Source organism: Deinococcus aestuarii (assembly GCF_018863415.1).
Lineage (GTDB): Bacteria > Deinococcota > Deinococci > Deinococcales > Deinococcaceae > Deinococcus > Deinococcus aestuarii.
The window spans coordinates 101,525-123,143 of the sequence record NZ_JAHKSN010000013.1 but is presented as its reverse complement, the minus strand read 5'-3'; the positions used below and the strand labels follow the sequence as shown (position 1 = coordinate 123,143).

Below are 21,619 nucleotides of genomic sequence, written 5' to 3'. Positions count from 1 at the left end.
CAGGAAATGATACGTCTCGTCATCGACATCACTCGGGTACCCTTGTCGCACCATCCCCCATTCTGCTCACCACAGACCCTCTCCCCTCAACTTGGAACGCCTTTTACACAGCCTCTAGGCGCGGCGAGACGGGTTGCTCAGGCTCAGTCACGGAGCCGAATGCCCGACGCCCCGGGGAAGGCCCAGCCTTCCCCGGGGCTGTTCGTCCTGCCACGGAGGTCTACAGACGGAGGCCGCGCCGCTCCCCTGTCTTCCATAACCCCTGAGTCGGCCGTCCGCCTCGATCTCGCGCGCAGGCTGGTGGCGAGTTGTCCCCCGCAGGTGGTCCGGGAGGTGACCGTGACCAGCTCCGTGTCGCGTGGTGTGGCCGACGCCTTCTCCGACCTGGAACTGAACTTTTGGTTGGATGAATTACCGTCCCCAGGGGAGTTTCGGGCCTGGTTGCACTCCCGGGGCTGGGTGGGCGGCGTGCCTATCGAGGTGGGCTGGGCAACCCCTGGCGGTCATCGAGGCCGATCTACGCGGGCTCCTGGCTGCCGACCTGGCGTTTCTGCCTCGGCTGGTGATGGCTTGGACGGTGCAGCACGCCGTGCTCCTCGTCTCGGAAGGGTGACTGGGGGAGTGGCAGACGGCACTGTGCAGCTACCCGGAGACGACGCGGCAACGCTTGGTGCAGGGAGCATCGCTTCGCTGGGCGATTCCGCACGGCTGGCCGGAAGCCATCGCCAACCTCTGACCGCTCGAGTACCGGAGTGAGCAGCTGGCCTTGAACGCCTTCCTCGCAGGTGAACTTTAGCGGGTGCCGCGCGTGGTGTTTGCCCTGAACCGGGTGTGGGAACCGGGGATGAAGTGGGCACACCTGGAGGTGGGACGGCTGGACGTGAGGCCAGACGCCTTGGGGGAGCGCTTGGCCGCCACGCTCCGCTCACGGCCCCCGATCCTCGGAGGGCAGTGTAGGCGTGCTTAACCTTGGTGGATGACATGGTGGCGCTGCTTGCACCTGGATTTAAGGAGAGCTTTGGGAGCCTGGCGTTTGTTTACGCTGCCCCCTCTCTCAACGGACGCTCAAGCAGGTGGCCTGCCGTTTGGCTGCGTTCTTTACAGGTTTTTTACAGGCCCCCAGCAAGATAGGCCATGCCGCTACGACCGCTTTCCCTATTTTTGCTGACCCTCTGCGCGCTCGCCGGTTCGGCGTCCGCCCTACCCGCGAGCGTCACCCTGAAGAACGTCCGCCACGAGTACCAGGGTCCGGACAACTGTGCCCCGGTGACGGCGCTGACCGTCCTCGGGTACCACGGCACCCGGGTGACCCAGACGGGGGCGGCCCAGGCCATGAAGGACTACCGCGGGGATCCCCAGGTCACCAGCCTGGAACTCGCCGCCTACCTGGGCCGCTTCGGGCTGCGCAGCGTGATCCGCTACGCGGGGGACGCCGAGGTGCTGCGCGAACTGGTCTCCCGCGGCTTTCCGGTGGTGGTGCAGCAGCGCCTGCGGGCGGGCAGCAACGTGGCGCACTTCCGCACCGTGTACGGGTACAGCCGGGGCCGCTTCCTGGTGAGCGACCCCATCCGAGGCCCCTCGCTGAGCCTCACCACGGCGGAGGTGCAGGACCTCTGGCGGTACTACAACGGCGAGTACCTGGTCGCGTATCCGCCCGAAAAGGAGGCGCAGGTGCGGGCGGCCCTGGGCGAGGACTTCAACGTGGCGGCCAACTGGCGGCACGCCAGACTCCACGGGGAGCAGGACGTCAAGGCGCGCCCGAACGATCCCTATGCCTGGTGGGGGCTGGCCAAGGCGAACCTCCGGCTGGGGAAGGTCGCGGCGGCCTCCGGGAACTTCGACCGGGCGGTGGCGCTCGGCGTGCCAACCATGTACCTCCTGTACCGGCAGGAGGCCTTCGAGGCGTGGACCCGGGCGGGCGAGCACCGCAAGACGCTGAACCTGACCAGGCGGGCCCTGAGGGCCTACCCGAGAAGCAAGGAACTGCTGCATTTCGAGCAGGTCGCCAGCCGCGCGCTCGGGGCGTAGGAGCGCGTCACGGCGAGGTGGGGCGGAGGTCCAGGGGCAGGACGAGGACCGCACCTGCGGGACGCTGGCCGCTCCGGGTGAACGGGTGGCCTCCCTGCCCTCATGTCCGGGCGGTACAACCAGGCTGGACCGTTCACCTGCTGTTTGGGAGGAGACATGAGAATCCATACCGCCATCTGCCTCACCGTCCTGACCCTCCTCGGCGCCGCCCTCGCGGGTGGCGGCGGGCCGGTGGCCCGAACCGGCCAACTGGCCCCCAACTTCGTCCTGCACACGGTGGACGGGGAGACCGTCCGCCTCTCCGACCTGCGGGGCAAGGCGGTCATCGTGCTGTTCGGGGACGTCCACTGCACGGTCTGCCGGGCGAACGACCGGTTGCTGCGCCTGTACCAGTACCAGTACGCGGACCGTGACCTGGCGGTGCTGAGCCTGCACGCCCACGTGACCCCCGACGAACTGGCCCGCTACGACGCGCAGTTCCTCTTCGGCGTGCTCACGGGGCGAGACCCGGGCGACGTCGCCACGCACGAGTACCGGGCCACGCTGCCGACCACGGTCTTCATCGACCGGAATGGCCGCATCCAGCGGGTCGTGCACGGCCGCCTCGACGAGGGCGAGCTGGTGCGCGACCTCCAGGCCCTGCTGTAGTCTCCCACCCGGGGGACAGGAGGAGGAATGAACCCCCCGTTCCCCAGAACCCCGGCCTTAGAACGCCGTGAGGCCAGCCCCGACCTCACGGCGAGTGAGGTGGCGTGAACCCCTTGACCGCTCCCGTGACCGGGGAGCCTGGCGATCCGCCGCGGGTGCCCGGGCAGGCGAACCGGGGCGAGACGGCGGCCGGGGCAACGACCGCGCCGGGTGCGCGCCCCGCCCGGATGGTCGAACTCGACGTGTACCGCGGCGTGACCATCCTCGCGGTGGTGCTGCACCACCTGACGGGTCTGGCGATCCGTCACGCCGCGGCGGGCTCCCTGCTCGGCGAGGGCCTGATGGTCCTCAACCGTGGCTCGCACTTCGTGGTGCCGGCGTTCCTCTTCCTCACGGCCCTGGTCCTCACCCGGTCCGCCCTGCGCCGGTTCCACCTCGGCGCCTATGTCCGGTCACGCCTCCAGAAGGTGTTGGTGCCGTACCTCTTCTGGACGGTGGCGTACGTCGGCTTCCGCGTGCTCACGGCCCAGGACCCGCCCGGAGTTCTCGGGGACCCGGAACGCTGGCGGGTCTGGCTCCAGTACGGGAAAGGGTACTTCCACCTGTACTTCCTCTTGATCGCCCTGCAGTTCTCCCTGATCCTGCCCCTCCTGCTGCCCCTCTTCCGCCGGAGGCCGCGCTTCTGGTGGGTGCTGGTCGGCGCCGCCGGGCTGCAACTGCTGGTGTACCTGCTCAACCGTTCGGGCGTCCTGAACTTCCGCTTCCCGGCCACGATGGTCGTGTGGTACCTGCCGGTGCTCGGGCTGGGCATGTTCTTCGGGTCGAGTGACGTCCCCTTCGAGCGCTTCTGGCACCGCTGGCGCCTCTGGATCGTCGCGGCCACGCTGCTCACCTTCGCCTGGTACGTGCCCCTGTCCGTGGCCCTGCTCCAGGGGGCCCCGGTGAGTTCCGCCGCGTACAGCCTCGCCAACTGGTCCTACACGACGGCCGCCTCGCTGGCCCTCCTGGGGCTCGCCCAGGTCCTCACCCGGGCCCCGGCCTGGCTGGTGAGGGTGCTCACCTCCCTGGGCACCGTGAGCCTGCAGGTGTACCTGCTGCACCCGGCCGTCCTGCTGTTCCTGGAACGCCGGGGGTTTCCGGGAGATCCGGCCGGGTTCGTGTTCGTGCTCGCGGCGTACGGGGCCGTGGCGCTGGCCGTGCCGCTCGCCGTGGCGCGTCTCCTGGCCGGGACGCGGGTGGCGCCGTGGGTCTTCGGCCGTTGACCCGCTGGAGCCGGAGCGAGCCCCAGGAGCGCCGCCCGGAAGGCCCGCGTCCAGCGCTGGCTTTACACAACCCCAACAAGGGCCGGGTAGGGTATGGCGACCCGCCGCGCCACCGGGAGAGCCCGTCCGGTACCTCCTCGTCGCCCCCTCGCCCCTGTGAAAGGTGACTGACGATGTCCCACCCCTTGCGCCTCGCCCTGCTGCTCGCCGGCCTGAGTGCGGCCCCGGCCGCCCAGGCCCGACTCGCCCAGACGGAGAACGCTCCCCTCTCCATCGAGCGGATGCGGGCGCGCGCCTACCCCGGCAGCGCCCTCACCACCCGCCAGACGCTCCGCCCGGGCGCGGGGTATGAACGGCGCGTGGTGTCCTACCTCTCGGACGGGCTGCGCATCAATGCCCTGCTCACGGTTCCCAACGGCACGCCGCCCAAGGGGGGGTGGCCCGCCATCGTGTTCAACCACGGGTACATCCCTCCCCAGCAGTACCGGACCACCGAGCGGTACGTCGCCTACATCGACGCCTTCGCCCGCGCCGGGTTCGTCGTCCTGAAGCCCGACTACCGGGGCCACGGCAGCTCCCAGGGCGAGCCCGCCGGAACCGCCTACTGGTCGCCGGAGTACACCGTCGACGTGCTCAACGCCTTTTCCTCCCTCCAGAAGTTGGAGGGCGTGAACCCAAAGCGGATCGGCATGTGGGGCCACTCGATGGGCGGTCACATCACCCTGCGCGCCATGACCATAAACCCCCAGATCAAGGCGGGCAACATCTGGGCGGGCGTCGTCGGGCCGTACGACCTGATCTTCCGGGACCTGCCCCGCTGGGGGAGCGGGTCCGAGGGAAATGACCCCCGCGCCCGGATGCTCGCACGGTACGGCACGCCCGCCCAGAATCCCGACCTGTACCGGGCGATCTCCCCCAACTTCTTCCTCTCGGACCTGAAAGGGCGGCCCCTCCAGCTTCACCACGGCACCGGGGACACCCACGTTCCCCTCAGCCTCTCCCAGGCGCTGGCAGGGGGCCTGAAGGCCGCGGGGCAGCCGTACACCTTCTTCACCTACCCCGGCGACGATCACAACCTCAGCCGGAACCTGAGCGTCGCGCTCGGGCGGTCCGTGGAGTTCTTCCGGAAGAACCTCTAGGGTCAGGAGCCACCCGAAGCTTCCCGCCGACCCGGCCCGGTCGAGTTGAGCCGCCGCGTCTCCACAGCTCTTCCTTCACGGAACCTTGAGCGCCCCGCGACCTTGACACGATCTGAACACCGGGCTTCTTACGATGGTGGGGCAACCGACTGATCTTCCGCGGCGCTGAACCGTCCGCTGGTCTTTTCCCTCCTCACAGAGGAGGACGGCGTTTCTAGCCGTCGTTTTGTTCGTCTGTCGTCGGTCACGCGCCGAACCCGGTCGCACTCCGGAGGTCCCGAGATGAAGACCCAACACGTTCGTTCCGCCGTCAGCACCGCCAGCGTGACGCTCCTCCTCGTCGCGTGCGGGGAGACCACCCCGGTGCAGACGTCCGCCCCGATCAACACCACGCCGCTGCGGGCCGAGAGTGACGCCAGCGCGGTGCCGGTCCAGCCACAGTGTCTCGGCCTCAAGTTCACGTCGGAAAACGTGCCTCTCGGGCGGCGCTCCCTGGAGTCGCTGCGGCAGAAGGAGGCGGGCGCTTTCAACATCGTCTCCACGTCCCGAACGATTCGCCATTACCAGTACGCCATCTCCATCTCCGAGGCCGAGGTGCCCAACGGCGAGTGTCTCGAGATCAGGCAGGCTCCTCAGATGAGCATCGAGCGGCAGACGTAGTAGATCAACCGGTTGCGGGCCCGGTTGAGGCAGCGGGACAACATGGCCCCGCGTGTGAGGATCAACGCCTGACGGAACGTGACCGGGCTTGACTCGAGGGCGTCGTCCGGGGGCACGAGCGGATCACCACCGTCTCGCGGATCGCCGTCCTCAGAACCACGCGCCGGGAACTCAAGGACTTCGCGCTGAACGTCGTGCAGAGCCGGTCGGTGCAGCGCGCCTGGTTCTAGGCCTGGCGGATGCTCTGGTACGGCCAGACCATCGAGACCCCCACCCACTGGGCACCGGGCCCGGCTCGGGCGGGCAGCGGCCCCGGGAGGGGGACCGCGCTCTCCCCTGCTGTTCCTGGAGCGTCCCTGGCCCACCGCGGACGCGGTTACACGATCTTTACACAGTTGCTGAACAATGGGCCGGTTGACCCACCCTCGCACGGTTCAGGAGCAGGGACCCGTCCAGGCCGTGTGCATGGGCAACGGGAGGATGGGTCCTTCAGGCCCAGGAGGAGCACCTTGACGACCCGTGATTGCCTGATGATGCGCCGCCTCTTCCCCCTGGCCAGCAGGCGGCCTCCCCACCACGGCAGCCCTGCCGCCGGGACCCCCGGGACGGCCAGCGGGCCGTCCGGTCGGGCCGGGCGCGGTCGTTCGTCCCTCCTCCGGGAACGCCCGTGATCGGGCCCGACGCCCTGAAGATCGGTCCGCTGGTGCTCGGCTGGTCGCAGCTCACGCTGGTGCTCGGCCTGCTGGCGTGGTCCTCCCTGGCCCGCTTCCGGGGGGCGGGCCTGGCCGCGGCCGTGGCCCTGGTCACCGCCCGCCTCTGGGCGACCCTGCCCGGCCTCTTCGGGAACCTGAGCCAGCCCCTGGGCGCAGGGGTGCTCGAACTGCTGGACGTCCGGCGGGGAGGCTGGGCGTGGGGGCCGGGCCTCGCGGCGGGGCTGCTGGCCCTCTGGTGGCCCCGCCGGCGGCTGCCCGACCGGCTGGCCCTCCCGCTGCTCGTCACCGTTCTGGCGGGAGTGCTGCCCCTGCTGCTCCGACCCACCCCCGCCGTGCAGACGTTCCCGGAGGCGCGCTTCCCGCGCCTCGCGGGGGCACGGTCTCCCGCCCGGTCGCGCTGCCCCGCCCGGGTGTGGTGAACCTCTGGGCCACCTGGTGCCCGCCCTGCCGGGCGGAGATGCCGCTCCTGATGCGGGCGGTCCAGGCGGGGGAACCCGTGGTGCTGCTAAATGTCGGTGAACCGGCCGAGCGGGTGGGGGCGTTCCTGGGCGCCTACCCGGCCACGAGCGCCACCTGGTTGGGCGGGGAGGCGGTTACCGGGACGCTGCGGGTCAGCGGCTTTCCCACCACCCTGGCCGTGAACGCGCGGGGCCGGATCGTTGCCCGGCACCTCGGCCCGCTCAGCAGCGCCCAGCTGCAAACCCTGATCCGGCAGGCGAAAGAGACCCGCTGATGGACGGGCGGGCTCACCCGGCCTCGCGGACGCCCTGGGCTCCTCCCCGCTTCACCCCCCTCCGCCCCCCGGTCCTACACTCAAGGCACGCCCACCGGTGAAGGTCCTTGTCCTGCCGCCCAGGCGGGTGAGGCCACGTTCGTGACGAGTGCCGACCCGCCTCCGGGAAAAGGAGAACCCATGCCCACCAGAACCCTGCCGCTCGCCGCCCTGACCCTCGCGCTCGTGGCCTGCTCGCCCGAGCCCGTTCCCCCGGCGCAGCCCGTCACCCTCCAGTTCCTCGACGTGTCCGACTGGCACGCGCAACTCGACCCCCTGAGCGTGGGCAGCGGCGCCGTGGCCTACCAGGTCGGCGGCGCGGCCGTGCTCAGCGCGTACTTCAAGCAGGACCGCGCGAACAACCCCAACACCCTCACCCTCACCGGTGGCGATGCCTACGGGGCGTCCCCGCCCCTGTCGAGCTTCTTCGGCGAGGTGCCCGCCGTGGAGGCCATGAACGCTATGGGCTTCGACGCGGACACCTTCGGCAACCACAACTTCGACCGGGGCACGGCCTTCCTCCAGGGGCTCATCGACCGGGCCAAGTTCTCGTACCTCTCCGCGAACCTGGAGAACCTGGGCGCGAACCTGAGGAACGTGGCCCCGTACAAGATCTTCACCGTCGGTGGGGTGAAGGTCGCCGTGGTCGGGCTGACCAACCCGGAGGCGCCCACCCTGGTCGCGCCGGGCGCGCTGGGCACCCTGGTGGTCACGGACCCCGTCGCCGCGGCGACCCGGGCGCGGGCCGCCGCGCTCGCCCAGGGCGCCCAGGTCTTCGTGGCGATCACGCACCTGGGGGTGACCGGTCAGGACGCCTCGCAGACGGCCACCGGGCCCCTGATCGATTTCGCGGGGAGCGTGCGCGGCTTCGACGTGATCTTCGGCGACCACACCAACGAGAAGTTCAGCGGCTTCGTGGGGGACGCCCTGGTCGTGGAGAACCTCAGCAAGGGCGCGAGCTACGCGAAGGTGAACGTCACCTACGACCTGACCAGCCGCCGGGTGACGGACCGGGTGAACACCTTCGTCGAGCCGCGGGTGGACGCCGTCACGCCCGACCCGGCCGTCGAGCAGGTGCTCGCCCCCTACCGCGCCCAGCTCGCCCAGCAGCTCGACCGCCGAGTAGGGGTGGCGACCGACGTGTTCCCCCGTGGGGGCAATGTCGAGCGGTTGCAGGAGGTCGCGCTGGGCGACCTGATCGCGGACGCCTTCCGGGCGCGCTACGGCACCCAGCTCGCCATTCAGAACGGCGGGAGCATCCGCAGCCCGCTGCCCTCCAGCTACGCGCCGCAGGACAAGAACCTGCGACGGCCCGCTCCCGGGTACCAGCCGGGACCGCCCTACGACCTGGTGGCGGGGGACGTGTACTCGGTGCTGCCCTTCGGGAACACCGTCGTGACCCGTACCGTGACCGGGACGCAGCTGTACGCCGCGCTGGAGAACAGCGTCTCGGCCCTGCCCGGCGCAAGTGGACGTTTCCTGCAGATCTCGGGCTTCTCGTTCACGTACGACGTGAGCCGGCCGGTGGGGTCGCGCGTCGTCAGTGCCACCCTCGACGGCGGCACGCCGATTCAGAAGGACGCCACGACGTACACCCTGGCGCTCAGCGACTTCACCAACAGCGGGGGGGACGAGTACACCATGTTCGCTGACGGGCAGGGCACGACCCGTGAACCCGACGCGCAGGTCGTGCTCGAGTACATCCAGGGGCTCGGCACGGTGACGCCCACGGTCGGGCAGCGCATTCGGGCGGTGGGCGGGAACTGAAGGCCGTTCCGACGGCCCAAGGGAATTCCAACGGGAGGACCTCTCCGAGCCCAGCGCCACGGTGGAGGGAGTCCTCCTCCCCGCGCCCGTTCTCGCCCATGAACGTCTGCCTGACGGGGGCAGCGACGTGATCGTCGAACTGCTCGGCGCGGGAGCCCCCCCATGTCGCCGCTGAGCACCGCGCCTGTGCCTGGAGGAGGTCCAGGCGCCCGGGGGTCCGGTCCACGCTAGCCTGACGGACGTGAGGCAGGAAGACCTGTGGCGACTCGCCTGGCGCAGCCTGACCCGCCGTCCGGTCAGAACCCTGCTCACCGCGCTGGGGCTCACGGTCGCGGTGGCCAGCATGACCGTCTTCCTGTCGCTGGGCGAGGGCCTCCGGCAGGCCTTCAGAAGCGAACTGGAGAGCGTCGGTCCGGATGTTCAGGTCTCCCGAAGTGCCCTGTCCCTGGGCCTGCTGCCCAGCCCCACCCTGCCCCCCGGCACGGCCGCCGCTCTCCTCCGCCTGGCCCCCGAACTGGGGATCGCGCGGGTCACGCCGGTGGCGATCAGCCTGAGGCAGTCGCTCGACCCCGCCCAGAGCGCGGTGTTCTACGGTCTCCCCGCCGACCAGGGGGTGCAGGCCCTGTTCGCCGGGGTGCGCGCGGCCCGGGGGAGGCTGCTGGTCCCCTCTGACCGGGACCGGGCGGTCGCCGTGCTGGGGGCGAGGTCGGCGCGCAACCTGGGGCTGGGGGTGGGGGACGAACTGTGGCTGAGCCGCCGGGCCAGCGCCCGGGTCGTCGGCATCCTGGCGCCCCAGAACAGCCTCACCGACACCTTCACCTTTCTGCCGCTGGGAACGGTCCAGCGGGCCTTCGGCGCGGGGGACCGGCTGTCCCTGGTGGCCGTCAAGCTGCGGCGGCCGGAGGAGGCCCAGCGGGTCGCGGGCCTCCTCTCGCGGCGGCTGGGGCTGGAGGCCAGCACCCGGTCGGACGTGCTGCGCTTCGTGGAGCGGCTGCTGGGGAGCAGTGACGCCGCGGGCCTGGGCCTCTCCCTCGTCTCGCTGCTGGTGGGCGGGCTGACGGTCGTCAACACCGTGACGATGGGCGTGGTCGAGCGCACCCGGGAGTTCGGGACCCTGCGGGCCCTCGGGGCGCGTCCCGCCTTCCTGCGGGCCCTGGTGCTGACGGAAAGTCTGCTGCTTGCGCTGCTGGGCGGCGGCGCCGGGGTGCTGCTGGGTTTGGTCGGCGCCTGGGGCGTCAATCTCTACACGCAGAACCTGGCCGGGATCGACGCGGCCGCCGTCACCCCGCGCTTGGCGGGCCTGAGCGTCGGGGTCTCGTTGCTGCTGGGGCTGCTGGCGGGGCTGCTGCCCGCCCGGGCCGCGGGCCGCCTGACCGTCTCGGGCGCGCTGCGCCGTCCCTGAACCCCGCTATGCTCGGGACGTGCGGCGGGAGAGCGGGACGGACGGCTGGGCGGGCGTGTTCCTGGGCCTTGCCGGGGTGGCCGGGGCGGCCTGGCTCACGGGGAGGGCGGTCGGCTTCCGGGGCCTGCCCTTCGCGCTGACCGCGCACGTGCTCCTGATGCGCTGGGCGCTGTACGTGCTGCGCGCGGTCTCCTTGCGCCCGCCGGAGCGCTGGTACCGGGTGAGACCCTGGGAACCCGGCCTGTACCGCCGCCTGGGCGTGCTCGGCTACCGGCGGCTGCGGCGGCGGGTGGGCTGGGAACGCTTCCGGCGCGAGGCCACGGGCTTTGACGGTCGCCAGGCTTCCCTGCCCGCCTACGAGCGGGCGACCCGGGAGGCGGAGTTCAGCCACCTGCTGCTGGCGGGCCTCGGGACGGGGCTGGTCGCGGGCGCGGTGGCGCGGCGGGCTGGCTGCTGGGGGCCAACCTCTTCTTCCAGGTGTACCCGGTGATGCTCCAGCGGACGATGCGGGCCCGGCTGGAGCGGCTGCGCCCCACCCGGCGGGCCGCCGCGGGACACTGAACGCTCACTCCTGGGACCCCGGTGCGCGGACGGGCCGGCCGGTGCGCGCCAGGGTCTCGATCAAGGCGGCGGCCTCGCGCGGAGCGTCGTGGCGCCGCAGCTCGGCGCCCAGCTCGCGGGCGCGCTGGCGAACCGCGTGCTCGCCCAGCAGCGCCAGCACGGCCGCGCGCACCCGCTCGGGGGTCGGCGTGCCCGTGCGCAGGTTGACGCCCACGCCGGCGTACTCCACCCGGCGGGCAACCTCGGCCTTGTCCTCGGTGGTGCCCGCCACGACGACGGGAATGCCGTGCGTCAGGGCCTGCTGCACGCCGCCGTACCCCCCGTTGGTGACGTAGACGGCGACGTGGGGGAGCAGCGGCGCGAACGGCAGGAAGGCCGCCACCCGGGCGTTGCGGGGCACCTCGCCCAGCGCGCCCGGGTCGCGGGCGCCGGCGGCGACGACCAGCACTTCCTCCCCGTCCAGCGCCTGGAGGGTGGGCAGAATCAGGTCGCGCGCCCGGGTGGCGAGGGTGCCCTGGGTGACCAGCACCACCGGGCGCGGGCCGAGCACCTCGCGCCACCAGCCGGGCAGACGCGAGGTCTCGGGGGTGGGCGGCAGGATCGGCCCGATGAAGTGCAGGTGCGGGGGCAGGTCGCTGCGGGGGTACTCGAAGCCGGGCACGGTGGGTTGCAGCATCAGCCGGGGCGCCACCGGGGGGGAGACAGGGCGGGGGGGCACGCCGATCCGGCGGCAGAGCGCCTCCAGGTCCCGCGACGCCCTGCCCAGGATGACCCGTTCCGCCCACCAGCCCAGGGCCCGGTTGCGCCAGCGCCCCAGGGGCGAGGTGTCGGGCCCCAGCCCCAGCCCGAAGGGGGCCGTGTCGCGGCTGGCGATCCCCAGCGGCAGGATGCCCAGCAGGGCGACGGGCGGTCCGCCCAGTTCCTCCAGCAGCAGCGCGGCGCCCAGGGTCTGCTCGGCGAGGATCACGTCGGCGGGCCAGGCCCCCTGCACCGCCTGGAGATCTTGCAGTTGACCCCCGATCTGCCCGACGAACACGTGCTCGATGTCAAACCGAATCTGCCGCAGGCCCGTCCGCTCGCCCCGTCCCGGGAAGGTCGCCCCGAAGTCGTCGTCGTCGTAGTCGCGGGCGTGGACGAAGGGCTCGAACCCGGCACCGACCGCCCGCACCCGCGCCGCGTACTTGCGCCCGGTGTACCAGCGGACCTCGTGCCCGCGCCGCACGAGTTCCTCCGCGATGGGCAGGAGCGGCAGCACGTGGCCGTGGATGGGCTGCGAGGCGATCAGGATTCTGGACAAGGGCGGTCCTCCCGGAGCGGGTCTCACAGCCAGCGCATGGTGAAGGCGCGGGCCAGCAGGGGTTGAACGGGGGGCGAGAGGAGGCCGCGCAGCACCGCGTCCCGCACCCGCCGCGCCGGGCCCCGGGCCGGGCGTCCGAAGGCCATGTTGAACTCGGCCTGCCGGGTGGCGAGTCGGGCCGAGCGCAGGCGGGCCCGCTCGTAGCGCAGGAGGGCGGCGCCGGCTCCGGGAGCGCCCCCCACGGCCCTCCCCAGCAGCGGCGCGAGCGCGGCGGCGTCCAGCCAGCCCAGGTTCATGCCCTGCCCGCCGATGGGGCTGACCTCGTGCGCCGCGTCGCCGATCAGATGCACCCGGCCCGCCACCATCCGGTCGGCCAGGTGGTGGCGCACCCCGAAGGCGCTGAGCATGGTGCAGTCCCCGGCGGGCAGGTGCAGCCCCGTCCGTCCGCGCACCAGGGCGGCGAGGTCCTGCGCCCGCGCGTCGTCCCGCAGCGTCTCCGTATGGACGACCCAGCGCCGCTGTTCCCCGGGCAGGGGAAAGGACTCCACCACGCCGTCCTCCATCAGAGAGATCGCCGCCCGCGGCCCGAAGGCGGTCGTGTCCGGGAAGTCGCCCATCAGGTAGGTGTCCGGGTAGGGGGCGCCCGGGAAGCCGATGCCCGCGAGGCCCCGGACCGTGCTGCGGGTGCCGTCCGCCCCCACGACGAGGCGGGCCCGGAGGAGTTCCTCGCGCTCCCCCTCCCGGCAGGCGACCGAGACGTGCCCGCCCTCGTCCCGCAGCCCCACGACCTCGACTCCCCGCCGCAGCGCACCCGGGGCGAGGTGGGCCAGCCGCTCCTCCAGCACCCGCTCGGTGTCCCGCTGGGGCAGCGAGAGGATAAAGGGGTAACGCGGCGAGGCGGCGCGGAAGCTCAGCTCGCCGATCACTCCGCCCCGCCCGAGCACGACCCCGCCGGTGATGGGCGCCCCGGCGGCGAGCAGGGGGGTGGTCAGGCCCACCTCCTCGAAGGCCGCCAGGGCAGGCGGGTGGATGCCGACGGCACGCGAGTGGCCGCTCCTCGCCGGGCGGCGCTCCAGAACCGCGACGCTCAGTTCCCGCCGGGCGAGCAGGCACCCCAGGAACAGGCCGACCGGTCCGCCCCCCACGACCAGCACGTCAAGCATGCGGTCCCGCGTGGGTCAGCAGGAGGCGGAAGGGAACGAGGGGCCGGACCTGCCAGCCCGGTGGCGCGAGCGCCGCAAGTTCCCGCACCGTGTGGCTGCGCCGGATCGAGAGCAGCCCGTCCTCCCGGATGAACGAACCCTGAAAGAGCCGCGCCCCCGCGCTGAAGGCCCGGTACGCGAGGGGGTGGCGGGCGAGGTCGCTGTGGACCACCCGCACCCGGCCCAGGCGCTCGCTGTCGCGCAGCAGGGTGCCCAACTCCGGGTCCGTCAGGTGGTGCAACAGGTGGTTGGAGATCACGAAGTCGAAGCCCTGGCCCTCGCGCACGAGGTCGCCGCTCAGCGCCCGCCGGTAGGTCACGTCGGGGTGGGCGGGACGGGCCACGGCGTACCGGATCGCGCGCTCGTCGGCGTCGATGGCAGTCACACGCAGCCGCCGCCCGTCCCGCCGCGCCCAGTCCGCCAGGCCCCGCGCCACGTCGCCCCCGCCGCAGCCGATGTCGAGCAGGCTCAGCGTCCGGCCCGGGGGCAGGTGCGGCCGCAGTTCGCGCCGGTACACCTGCCGCCAGCCCGCCACGAGGGCATTCACGGCGCCGAACTGGGCGTAGGTGCGGCGCAGGGTGCCGGGGTCGCAGGCCGGGTCGTCCATCCGCTCGCGCAGGGTGGGGTCGCGTCGGGTCAGGTCGGGGCGCATCCGCCGGGCCTCCCCCATCAGTCGAGCCCACACAGCCGGGTCATCAGGGCCGACTCCACGGTCAGGCCGGGGCCAAAGGCCATCGCGCACACCCGCTCCTCGTCCCCGGCCCCGCGCAGCAGGTCTTCCAGGATGAACAGCACGGTGGCGCTGCTCATGTTGCCGTAGCGGCGCAACACCTCGCGCGAGGGGCGCATCTGCTCGTCGCTCAGGGCGAGCGCGCCCTGCACCCGGTCGAGGATGCTTCTCCCGCCCGGGTGGACGGCCCAGCGCTCGACGCCCCGGTGCGCGGCGTCCCCCGGCCCCTCGGGCTGCCCCAGCAGCGGCGCGAGGGCCCCCCCGATGTGAGACTCGATGATGTCGGGGACGTAGGTGCTTAGCACCATGTCGTAGCCCTGGTCGCCCACCGTCCACGCCATGTCGGCCTCGCCCACGCCGGGGGGCGTGAGGGTGGTCTCGAAACGGTCGAGACGCAGCGCGGGCGTGCCGGGCACGGGCGGCCGGGCGCTCACCAGCGCGGCGGCCGCCCCGTCCGCGAACACCGAGTTGGCGATCAACGTGTCGGGGTCGTCGGCCGAGTGCATGTGGATGGTGCACAGCTCCGCGCAGACCACCAGCACGGTCGCCCCCGGGTCTGCCTCGCAAAAGGCCTGGGCCATCTTCAGGGCGGGAAAGGCCGCGTAACACCCCATGAAGCCCACGTGAAAGCGGTGCGTGGAGGCGGGCAGCCCCAGCGCCCGCACGAGGGCGTAGTCGGGGCCCGGGGCGAAAAAACCCGTGCAGGACACCGTGACGACGTGCGTGATGTCGGCCGCGCCCAGGTGGGGGGCGGCCTCCAGCGCCGTTCTGGCCGCCCGCACGAACAGCTCGGTGGCGTGGGGCACGTAGAAGTCGTTGCGCGCCCCCGTGCCGGGCGTGAGCATCCGGCCCGTGCCGGGGTCGTAGAAGAGGCCCGGGGGGTCACCCGCCGGGCCCAGGAAGTCCCGCACGACGCTGTGCCTTTGGTCGATCCCCGAGGCGTTGAAGATGGAGGTGGTGAGCCGCTGCCCCAGTCGGCCCAGTTCGGGCTGCGACCCGATCACGTCCCGGATGACCGACTGAGGGTAGGCGGTCTCCGGGACGGCGGACGCGATGGCGTGTAGATAGACAGGCATAGGTCAGGGTAGGGGGACAGGCTGACGCGGTTCCTTCCGCCGGGTGAAGGAGCGGGGGCGCGCTGGAGGGAACTTCCCCAGTGCGCTGGCCTCCTGCTCCGCGGGAAGGAAGGAGGGCCGGGCGGGCCCCCCCCGGGTCGTGCCCGTTCCCTTATTTCCCACGCAGGGGCACGGGCTGGTTGTTGTTGAGGTCGAAGCCGCTGTTGGGGTCGCGCGGCGTGTTCTGAAGGAAGGCGCGCATCTGCCACTGGTCTTTCTCGATGCTGTGCTCCACCTCCTGCAGCAGGTTCGCCGTCGTGGGGTCCACCTTTTCCACGTCGCCGATGCGCTGATGGATGCGCTGCCCCACCGTCTCGTACTGGTAGGTGAAGAACTGGATCACCTGGCTGTCGTCCATGAAACCCGCCTGAATCTCCGGCAGGCGCGAGGCGGCAACGATGGTGATCGCCCGCCCGTCGCTCGACGCCCCCACCGAGAGCTGGCGCTCGGCCACGTCGTCCGCGTACTTGCTGATGCCCTCGTAATGCTCCTGAAGGAGTTCGTGCAGGGTGTACCACAGGGTGCCCGACACGTTCCAGTGCGCCTGCTTGGTCTGGAGTTGCAGGGCCTGAAGCTCGGTCAGGGTATTTTGCAGCGCCTGCACGCTCTTTTTCAGGTCCTCGGTGCCAGCAGCGGGCAGGCCGGATGCGCGGTTGTAGGGCAGGGGCGAGGCCGTGCCCGTGTTCTGCGCGGTGGGCTGCCCGGTGGTGGGCGCGGGCGCATTCACGTTGGTGGATGGCACACCGGCACCGGCGCTCTGGGCGCCCGCCCCGCCCGCGAGGGCCGAGGGAAGGAGGAGGGCGGAGAGGAGGATCAGGTGTTTCATGAGGGCTCCTGGGTGGGGTTGGGGCGACACAACCGCCGTGAAGGTAGGCAGGCGCGGTTAGACGGGTGCAAGAAAGGGCAGGTCCTCAACGCTTTCTTAAGCTCCCCTCACGTGCCGTTCTTACGCCCCTTTGATCTGGAACGCCTACCGTGGCGGCATGACCCTGCCCGGCGGCCCCTGGATGTCCTGTGCTCCCCCCCGGGGGCGCTGAGCGTGCGGCTGCTGCTAGTGGAGGACGACCCGCGCATCGCGCTCCCGACCGCGCGGGCGCTCTCCGACGCGGGCCACGAGGTCAAGGTGGAGCCGGACGGCGTGCGTGGGCTGACCCAGGCGCGCTCGGGGGGCTACGACGCCCTGCTGCTCGACGTGATGCTCCCGGGCCTCGACGGGTTCGAGCTGGCCCGCACCCTGCGGGCGGAGGGCGCCGAGGTGCCCATCGTGTTTCTCACCGCCCGGGGCGCCCTGCACGACCGGGTGGACGGCCTGGACCTGGGCGGCGACGCCTACCTGGTCAAGCCCTTCGAGCTGCCCGAGTTGCTCGCCACCCTGCGGGCGATTGTGCGGCGCGGCGAGGGGGCGCGCAGCGCGCGGGTCGAGTTCGGCGGTGGGGCGGGTCTCCTGGACGCCCGGCACCGCCAGGTGTGGTGGCAGGGACAGGTGGTGGGCTTCACGGCGCGCGAGTACGCCCTGCTCGAGACGCTGGTGCTCTCGAAGGGGCGCTGGTTCACCCGGGAGGAACTGCTCGCGCGGGTCTGGGGTCCGGACTTCGGGGGCGAGGCGCGGGTGGTGGACGTGTACGTGAGCTACCTGCGGCGCAAGCTGACGGCCGACGTGCTCGTGAGTTCGCGTGGGCTGGGGTACCGGGTGCCATGACCATCCGCACCCGGCTCGCCCTGGGGGTCGCCCTCCAGACCGCCGTGGTGGTCCTGGTGGTCGCGGCGGTGCAGTTTCTCGCCCTGCGCTCCTTTCTGGCCGTGGCGGAGTACGAGCGCCTGGAAATGCTGATCCCGCGCCTGGAGCAGGAGCTGGCGGCGCGGCCCCGGTCCGGGACGTCCCCGCCGCTCGAGATCACGACGCTCCCGCGCAACGTGGACGTGCGGGTCCTGCAGGGCGGGCAGGTGGTGGCGGTCACGGAGAACTTCCCGCCCATCCCGGCCGACCTGCCGCCCGGCTACGCGCCGCGCGCGGGGCACGACGTGCTCATCGCCACGGTGACCCTGCGCGGGGGAGCGGCCACGGCCCAACTGGCCAGCGACGTGCTGGGGGTCGTCAACCCGCTGCGCGCCTACCTGCGGGCGCTGGCGGTCACCGTGCCGACCGCGGCGGCGCTGGTGGCCCTGCTGAGCTTCCTCCTGGCGGGACGGCTGCTGCGCCCGGTGGCCCGCTTGCAGGAGGCGGCCGCGCGGCTGGGGCAGCGGGGGGACCTGCGGACCCCCCTGCCCGGGGCAGGGCGCAACGACGAAGTCGGGCGGCTGGCCGGGACCCTGCAAACGTCCTTCGCGCAACTCGCGGATGTCCGCGAGCGGGAGGAGGAGTTCACCCGGGCCGCCGCCCACGACCTGCGCTCCCCCCTCGCGGCGCTCAAGATGCGGCTGCAAGGCTCGCTCGCCGGGCCGCGCTCTGAGGCCGAGCTGCGCGAGGACATGGCCGAGGCGCTCGCCGACGTGGAGCGGATGCGCCGGCTCACCGAACACCTGTTGCTGCTCGCCCGGGGCGTGCGGGCGGTGCAACTCCTGCCGGTGGACCTCGCCCGGGTGGCCGGCGAGGCGGTGGACCGGGCGCGCGAGGCGGCACCCGACGTGCGGTTGGACTTCGAGACCCGGGGCGACGCCACGGTGATCGGCGACGAGGCGCTGCTCACCCACCTCGTCGAGAACCTGATCGGGAACGGCCTGCGGTACGGGCAGGGCGCCGACATGCGGGTGAACGTGGGCGGTGAGGCAGACCACGTGCGCCTGACGGTGCAGGACGCGGGCCCGGGCGTGCCCGAGACGGCCCTCCCGCACCTGGCCGAGCCCTTCTATCAGGTGAACACCGCCCGCGGTGGGGACGGCAACGGGCTGGGGCTCGCCATCGTGCAGCGCGTGGCGCAGACGCACGGGGCCACCCTGCGCTTCGAGAACGGCGAGCCCGGGGGCCTGCGCGTCGCGGTGGACTTCCCTCCTGCCAGACCCGATTAATCTGGGCAGCTCACTCCACATTTCTTGCACCCACGTAACAGGAATCCTTCTCAATAAGGGGCATGTCACAGGCCTCCCCTCACGACCAGACGTTCGTGCTCCAGAAGATTCAACCCGCCCTGCTGGGCCTGATGGACGGCTCGGTCAGCACCCTCGCGCCGCTGTTCGCCACGGCGGGGCTGACGGGCAGACCCGTCGACGCCTTTTTCGTGGGCCTGGCCGCCTCGGTGGGGGCGGGCATCAGCATGGGGCTGGCCGAGGCGCTCAGCGACGACGGCGTCGTCTCGGGGCGCGGCACCCCCCTCGCGCGCGGCGCGATCACCGGGGTCGCCACCATCCTCGGCGGGATGCTGCACACCCTGCCCTTCCTGTTGCCCGACCTGCGCGTCGCCCTCAGCCTCGCCTACGCCGTCGTGCTGGTCGAACTGCTGGTCATCGCCTATATCCGCTGGCACTACATGCGCTCGCCGCTCGCCCAGACCGTCGTGCAGGTGATCGTGGGCGGTGGGGTCGTGTTCGGCGTCGGGGTGTGGCTGGGGACCCTCGGCGCCCGCCCCTGAGCGACAGGCGTGCCGTGCCCCTCCCCCCAGGCTGGCCTTGGTCCCGGTTTCATGAAGCCCGCGTCCTTACACCCGCCCAACATTCCTGGCGCCCACTGAACCGGGGCCGAACGCGCCTCACCGTCTCGGCAGGAGACCTCCCATGACCCACGTGCTCACCCTGCGCAAAGCCCTCGTCGTCCTCGGCCTCCTCGGGCTGCTCGGTCTCGCAGCGGAACTCGCGGCCGTCGGCCACTGGTACGGCCCCTCGCAGCTCATCCCGTTCGCGTCCATCGCCGTCGGCGTGGTGGCGGCGGCGCTCTTCCTCGGGACCGACCGGGCCTGGTCGCGCCTGCTGCTCCGCGCCGCCGCCGCGCTGCTGCTGGTCACGGGCGTCTACGGCGCGCTGGAGCACACGGGCAAGAACCCCGAGCTGCGGCGCGAGGGACGCGCCGGGGCGCTCGGAACCTCCCCCGAGGCGCGCCCCGGCGAGCCCGGGGTGCTGGGGCTGCCCGCCCCGCGCGCCAACTGGCTCAACGGCCCGGCCCCCGTCAGCGCGCCCCTGGCGATGAGCGGGCTGGGCCTGCTGCTAGGGCTCGCGCTGTACCGCCGCGAGGCCGACCCGTCCGCCCCCGTCACCACCCTCTCCCAGCCGCAGGCCCGCTGACCCGGCTGACTCCCCAGGAGGAACACCATGTCGCACGCCGCCCGTCACTGGCTCGGTCTGATGCTGCTCGCCGCCGTCGCCTGGATTCACTACAAGGACATCCCCGGCAAGCTCGGCGAGACGCCGTACCTGGGCTGGCTGTACATCCTGCTCGTCGCCGGGTGCGCGGCGTCGGGGGCGTGGCTGTTCACCGAGCGGGCCCGGGCCGGGTACGCCCTGGGCGCGCTGATCTCGCTGGGCGCCATCGCGGGGTACGTCCTCACGCGCAGCACCGGCCTGCCCGGGGCCACCGGCGACATCGGCAACTGGGCCGAGCCCAGCGGCGTCTTCGCGCTGATCGTGGAGGCCGCGTTCGTGGGGCTCGCCCTCTCGCGGCTGCGCCGACCGGACCCCCTGGCCGCCGTCACCGCGCCAGGACCTGCGCGCGGTGTTGACCCACGCCCCTGACGCCGGCGCACCTCCCCGGAAAAGCCCGGCGCGGGAAAACCCACTCAAGCCCCGTTCCTTCGCCCTTTCGCCGTCCTCCAGGAAAGGCAGGTCCTCTCATGGCCCAGAACCGCAAGCTCTCCCCGCCCCTCTCCCTCGACGACACGGCCAGCAAGCTCGATGAGCAGACCAAGGCCCAGGACCTCAGCGCGAACACGGCCAGCCCCGGTGCCCGCCTCACCGACAACATGGGGCACGCCGTCAGCGACGACCAGAACTCGCTGCGGGCCGGGGTGCGCGGTCCCACCCTGATGGAGGACTTCCTCTTCCGCGAGAAGCTCCACCACTTCGACCACGAGCGCATCCCCGAGCGGGTGGTCCACGCGCGCGGCGCCGGGGCACACGGCTACTTCCAGCTCGACAAGTCCCTCTCGGCCTACACCACCGCGAAGGTCCTCACCGAGGTCGGGGTGCAGACCCCGGTGTTCGCGCGCTTCTCGACGGTGGCGGGCTCGCGCGGCTCGGCGGACACGGCGCGCGACGTGCGCGGCTTCGCGGTCAAGTTCTACACGGGTGAGGGCAACTGGGACCTGGTGGGCAACAATATTCCGGTCTTCTTCATCCAGGACGCGATCAAGTTCCCCGACCTGATCCACTCGGTCAAACCCGAGCCGCACAACGAGATTCCGCAGGCGGCCAGCGCGCACGACACCTTTTACGACTTCATCTCGCTGACGCCCGAGTCGATGCACATGCTGATGTGGGTCCACAGCGACCGCGCCATCCCCCGCTCCTTTGCCATGATGGAGGGCTTCGGCGTCCACACCTTCCGCCTGGTGAACGCGCAGGGGCACGCGCACCTCGTCAAGTTCCACTGGAAACCCCTGCTCGGCGTGCATTCGCTGGTGTGGGACGAGGCGCAGAAGATCGCGGGCAAGGACCCCGACTTCCACCGCCGCACGATGTGGGAGTCCATCGAGGCCGGGCAACCCTTCGAGTGGGAGCTGGGCGTCCAGGTCTTCACCGAGGCGCAGGCCGAGGGGTGGGACTTCGACGTGCTCGACGCCACCAAGATCGTGCCCGAGGACCTCGTGCCGGTGCAGCGGGTGGGGCGGATGGTGTTGAACCGCAACCCCGACAACTACTTCGCGGAGACCGAGCAGGTCGCCTTCATGACGACCAACATCGTGCCGGGCATCGACTTCAGCGACGACCCGCTGCTCCAGGGCCGCAACTTCAGTTACCTCGACACCCAGCTCTCCCGCCTGGGTTCGCCCAACTGGCCCGAGCTGCCCATCAACCGCCCGGTGAACCGCGTGGCGAACAACCAGCGCGACGGCCACATGCGCCAGACCGTCAACCGGGGGAGGGTGTCGTACGAGCCCAATACCCTGGGGGGCAACAAGCCCGCCGAGGTCCCGCAGGCGCGCGGCGGGTACGTGAGCTCCCCCGAGCGGGTGTCCGGCCCCAAGGTGCGGGCCCGCGCGGAGAGCTTCGGGGACCACTACGGGCAGGCGCGGCTCTTCTGGAACTCGATGACGCCGGTGGAAAAGGAGCACATCACGAAGTCCCTCCAGTTCGAGCTGAGCAAGGTCGAGACGCGCGACATCCGCCTGCGGATGCTCGGCCACCTGGAGAGAATCAACGAGGTGCTCGCCGCGCAGGTGGCCCGCGCGCTGGGCGAG

20 protein-coding genes and 1 pseudogene are annotated in these 21,619 nt (G+C 71.8%); 16 read left to right on the top strand and 5 right to left on the bottom strand.

Features of this window, described 5'->3' with window-relative positions; all coding sequences use genetic code 11:
* Nucleotides 1–1,134: 1,134 nt before the first annotated feature.
* The 10 genes from IC605_RS15810 (at nt 1,135) to IC605_RS25170 (ending at nt 10,881) form a co-directional block, all read left to right on the top strand.
* Nucleotides 1,135–2,028 (top strand): C39 family peptidase, encoded by an 894-nt coding sequence (locus IC605_RS15810; protein WP_216326258.1) that lies wholly within the window; start codon nt 1,135–1,137, stop codon nt 2,026–2,028.
* Between the two features lie 156 nt (nt 2,029–2,184).
* A complete protein-coding gene (locus IC605_RS15805; protein ID WP_216326256.1) occupies nt 2,185–2,676 on the top strand; it encodes a TlpA family protein disulfide reductase in 492 nt (163 codons plus the stop codon).
* A 104-nt stretch (nt 2,677–2,780) separates the two neighbouring features.
* Nucleotides 2,781–3,938, top strand: a complete 1,158-nt coding sequence (locus tag IC605_RS15800) for an acyltransferase (protein WP_343216635.1) — start codon at nt 2,781–2,783, stop codon at nt 3,936–3,938.
* Between the two features lie 173 nt (nt 3,939–4,111).
* Nucleotides 4,112–5,077, top strand: coding sequence for an alpha/beta hydrolase family protein (locus IC605_RS15795; RefSeq protein WP_216326254.1), 966 nt, complete (start codon nt 4,112–4,114; stop codon nt 5,075–5,077).
* Between the two features lie 282 nt (nt 5,078–5,359).
* Nucleotides 5,360–5,737: a hypothetical protein gene (locus IC605_RS15790; RefSeq protein WP_216326252.1), complete on the top strand. Its 378-nt coding sequence runs from the start codon at nt 5,360–5,362 to the stop codon at nt 5,735–5,737.
* Between the two features lie 667 nt (nt 5,738–6,404).
* Nucleotides 6,405–6,869, top strand: coding sequence for a hypothetical protein (locus tag IC605_RS15785; protein ID WP_216326251.1), 465 nt, complete (start codon nt 6,405–6,407; stop codon nt 6,867–6,869).
* Between the two features lie 38 nt (nt 6,870–6,907).
* Entirely contained in the window at nt 6,908–7,183 is a 276-nt protein-coding gene (locus IC605_RS15780) for a TlpA family protein disulfide reductase (protein ID WP_216326249.1), read from the top strand.
* A gap of 180 nt (nt 7,184–7,363) precedes the next feature.
* Complete coding sequence (locus IC605_RS15775) at nt 7,364–8,989, top strand: bifunctional metallophosphatase/5'-nucleotidase (RefSeq protein WP_216326247.1); 1,626 nt, start codon at nt 7,364–7,366, stop codon at nt 8,987–8,989.
* Nucleotides 8,990–9,230: 241 nt separating this feature from the next.
* The gene (locus tag IC605_RS15770) at nt 9,231–10,391 is read left to right on the top strand and encodes an ABC transporter permease (protein WP_216326245.1); all 1,161 of its coding nucleotides are present in this window, start codon (nt 9,231–9,233) and stop codon (nt 10,389–10,391) included.
* Between the two features lie 19 nt (nt 10,392–10,410).
* On the top strand, nt 10,411–10,881 hold the full coding sequence (locus IC605_RS25170; RefSeq protein ID WP_216326242.1) for a glycosyl-4,4'-diaponeurosporenoate acyltransferase CrtO family protein: 471 nt from the start codon (nt 10,411–10,413) through the stop codon (nt 10,879–10,881).
* Between the two features lie 75 nt (nt 10,882–10,956).
* On the opposite strand, the gene IC605_RS15760 is transcribed toward IC605_RS25170, so the two are convergent.
* The 5 genes from IC605_RS15760 to IC605_RS15740 form a co-directional block, all read right to left on the bottom strand.
* Entirely contained in the window at nt 10,957–12,249 is a 1,293-nt protein-coding gene (locus IC605_RS15760; RefSeq protein WP_246580915.1) for a glycosyltransferase, read from the bottom strand.
* A gap of 23 nt (nt 12,250–12,272) precedes the next feature.
* Complete coding sequence (locus IC605_RS15755) at nt 12,273–13,412, bottom strand: FAD-dependent oxidoreductase (protein WP_216326240.1); 1,140 nt, start codon at nt 13,410–13,412, stop codon at nt 12,273–12,275.
* Nucleotides 13,405–14,103: a class I SAM-dependent methyltransferase gene (locus IC605_RS15750; RefSeq protein ID WP_216326238.1), complete on the bottom strand. Its 699-nt coding sequence runs from the start codon at nt 14,101–14,103 to the stop codon at nt 13,405–13,407. Before IC605_RS15750 ends, IC605_RS15755 begins: the two co-directional genes overlap by 8 nt.
* 17 nt (nt 14,104–14,120) lie before the next feature.
* Nucleotides 14,121–15,257: a type III polyketide synthase gene (locus tag IC605_RS15745; RefSeq protein ID WP_216326235.1), complete on the bottom strand. Its 1,137-nt coding sequence runs from the start codon at nt 15,255–15,257 to the stop codon at nt 14,121–14,123.
* A 151-nt stretch (nt 15,258–15,408) separates the two neighbouring features.
* The gene (locus IC605_RS15740) at nt 15,409–16,122 is read right to left on the bottom strand and encodes a Dps family protein (RefSeq protein WP_216326232.1); all 714 of its coding nucleotides are present in this window, start codon (nt 16,120–16,122) and stop codon (nt 15,409–15,411) included.
* Between the two features lie 213 nt (nt 16,123–16,335).
* Between IC605_RS15740 and IC605_RS15735 the strand changes: the two genes are divergently transcribed.
* From IC605_RS15735 to IC605_RS25165, 6 genes and pseudogenes are all read left to right on the top strand, one after another.
* On the top strand, nt 16,336–16,995 hold the full coding sequence (locus tag IC605_RS15735) for a response regulator transcription factor (RefSeq protein ID WP_216326229.1): 660 nt from the start codon (nt 16,336–16,338) through the stop codon (nt 16,993–16,995).
* Nucleotides 16,992–18,302 (top strand): sensor histidine kinase, encoded by a 1,311-nt coding sequence (locus IC605_RS15730; protein ID WP_216326227.1) that lies wholly within the window; start codon nt 16,992–16,994, stop codon nt 18,300–18,302. Before IC605_RS15735 ends, IC605_RS15730 begins: the two co-directional genes overlap by 4 nt.
* Before the next feature lie 62 nt (nt 18,303–18,364).
* The gene (locus tag IC605_RS15725; RefSeq protein ID WP_216326225.1) at nt 18,365–18,862 is read left to right on the top strand and encodes a VIT1/CCC1 transporter family protein; all 498 of its coding nucleotides are present in this window, start codon (nt 18,365–18,367) and stop codon (nt 18,860–18,862) included.
* Between the two features lie 142 nt (nt 18,863–19,004).
* Nucleotides 19,005–19,508 carry a hypothetical protein gene (locus IC605_RS15720; protein ID WP_216326222.1) on the top strand — a complete coding sequence of 168 codons (504 nt, stop codon included), beginning with the start codon at nt 19,005–19,007 and terminating at the stop codon, nt 19,506–19,508.
* A gap of 27 nt (nt 19,509–19,535) precedes the next feature.
* The gene (locus tag IC605_RS15715) at nt 19,536–19,955 is read left to right on the top strand and encodes a hypothetical protein (RefSeq protein WP_216326220.1); all 420 of its coding nucleotides are present in this window, start codon (nt 19,536–19,538) and stop codon (nt 19,953–19,955) included.
* 98 nt (nt 19,956–20,053) lie between these two features.
* Nucleotides 20,054–21,553, top strand: a pseudogene (locus IC605_RS25165) (catalase); the annotation flags it as partial.
* Nucleotides 21,554–21,619: the final 66 nt, after the last annotated feature.

What these genes read in the sequence shown, in the direction of transcription:
- IC605_RS15810 (WP_216326258.1), top strand. Translation starts at nt 1,135, where the DNA reads ATGCCGCTACGACCGCTTTCCCTATTTTTGCTGACCCTCTGCGCGCTC.
- IC605_RS15805 (WP_216326256.1), top strand. Translation starts at nt 2,185, where the DNA reads ATGAGAATCCATACCGCCATCTGCCTCACCGTCCTGACCCTCCTCGGC.
- IC605_RS15795 (WP_216326254.1), top strand. Translation starts at nt 4,112, where the DNA reads ATGTCCCACCCCTTGCGCCTCGCCCTGCTGCTCGCCGGCCTGAGTGCG.
- IC605_RS15790 (WP_216326252.1), top strand. Translation starts at nt 5,360, where the DNA reads ATGAAGACCCAACACGTTCGTTCCGCCGTCAGCACCGCCAGCGTGACG.
- IC605_RS15780 (WP_216326249.1), top strand. Translation starts at nt 6,908, where the DNA reads ATGCCGCTCCTGATGCGGGCGGTCCAGGCGGGGGAACCCGTGGTGCTG.
- IC605_RS15775 (WP_216326247.1), top strand. Translation starts at nt 7,364, where the DNA reads ATGCCCACCAGAACCCTGCCGCTCGCCGCCCTGACCCTCGCGCTCGTG.
- IC605_RS15755 (WP_216326240.1), bottom strand. Translation starts at nt 13,412, where the DNA reads ATGCTTGACGTGCTGGTCGTGGGGGGCGGACCGGTCGGCCTGTTCCTG.
- IC605_RS15750 (WP_216326238.1), bottom strand. Translation starts at nt 14,103, where the DNA reads ATGCGCCCCGACCTGACCCGACGCGACCCCACCCTGCGCGAGCGGATG.
- IC605_RS15745 (WP_216326235.1), bottom strand. Translation starts at nt 15,257, where the DNA reads ATGCCTGTCTATCTACACGCCATCGCGTCCGCCGTCCCGGAGACCGCC.
- IC605_RS15740 (WP_216326232.1), bottom strand. Translation starts at nt 16,122, where the DNA reads ATGAAACACCTGATCCTCCTCTCCGCCCTCCTCCTTCCCTCGGCCCTC.
- IC605_RS15730 (WP_216326227.1), top strand. Translation starts at nt 16,992, where the DNA reads ATGACCATCCGCACCCGGCTCGCCCTGGGGGTCGCCCTCCAGACCGCC.
- IC605_RS15725 (WP_216326225.1), top strand. Translation starts at nt 18,365, where the DNA reads ATGTCACAGGCCTCCCCTCACGACCAGACGTTCGTGCTCCAGAAGATT.
- IC605_RS15720 (WP_216326222.1), top strand. Translation starts at nt 19,005, where the DNA reads ATGACCCACGTGCTCACCCTGCGCAAAGCCCTCGTCGTCCTCGGCCTC.
- IC605_RS15715 (WP_216326220.1), top strand. Translation starts at nt 19,536, where the DNA reads ATGTCGCACGCCGCCCGTCACTGGCTCGGTCTGATGCTGCTCGCCGCC.